The sequence below is a fragment of the Nostoc sp. UIC 10607 genome (assembly GCF_047228265.1).
GTDB classification, from domain to species: domain Bacteria; phylum Cyanobacteriota; class Cyanobacteriia; order Cyanobacteriales; family Nostocaceae; genus Nostoc; species Nostoc foliaceum_A.
On the sequence record NZ_JBIQNW010000196.1, the window covers coordinates 1 to 1,119 of the forward strand.

Genomic DNA, 1,119 nt, shown 5'->3' on the forward strand with positions numbered 1-1,119 from the left:
AACAGTAAACCAAAAAGTTTTGCCAAAAGGGCGAACCACTATGGATACAGCAGATATCACCAACAAATAAGTACAGAAAAGCAAGTATTATCCAATACTAATTACATAATAAATACTTATCATTTTTTGCAGCAGTTCAAAATATGAAATGATCAAAGTAATGTGTTGTATATTGGCTGAGGAAATTGACTGTTTCATCTCATCAAATTACCAAGAGGAGCGAGTCTACAGAAGAACCGATTTTAACAGACTCAAAAACCCTTAATGAAGTTATTGAGTGTTTAGTAGAAAATTTTTCGATTGAAACTCAAGGAATATGTGACCAACAAACTTTATTCGAGATTCTCATAAAAGCAGCTAGCAGTGGAGATAGTATTGAGAACACAGCTAAACTATTAAAGAATGTTCCTACAGCCAATGATATTAGATATCATCTCAATAAAATCAATAATTTTGAAGAATTAGAGGCGAAAATAAATCAATCACTGAAAAGCCGAATCCCTTTAGGATTAAAAAATGGTTGTTTAAAAATAGCGATTGATTTAAATCTAATTTGCTATTATGGTAAGCCAACATTAGAGGAATTACCTTACATATATCGAAGTCAAGCTAAATCTGGTACTCATTCATTTTACGCTTATGCAACTTTATATGTTATTACCAAGAATAAGCGTGTAACCCTTGCAGTTCGGGGTGTTCGCCGACTAGATACCAGTGTAGCGATAATTACTTATTTATTGGCAGAACTTGAATTACTTAAAATAAATGTAAAAAAACTCTATTTGGATAGGGGTTTTTTTAATACTCCTGTAATCAGATGGTTGCAAGCATTAAATATCCCATTTATGATGCCTGCTATCAAAACGGGAAAAAAGGGAGGAATTAAACAATTTTTAAAGGGGAGAAAAAGTTATAAAACTACCTATACAATTACAAGAGACGAAGATGATTCAGTCACCTTTGACTTATGGATTGTATGCAAATATAGAAAAAGTAAGCGTCAAAAGCATGGAGTTCAATATTTCGTTTATGTTGTAAACAAAATCAAAACAAATTTAAATTATATATATGAAGATTATCGAAAAAGATTTGGTATTGAAACTAGTTATAGACTAAAAA

1 protein-coding gene is annotated in these 1,119 nt (G+C 31.0%); it reads left to right on the forward strand.

Features of this window, described 5'->3' with window-relative positions; translation table 11 throughout:
* Positions 1–185 precede the first annotated feature (185 nt).
* The coding region (locus ACEYW6_RS36335) for a transposase (protein WP_412983627.1) at positions 186–1,119 on the forward strand (934 nt) is incomplete at its 3' end.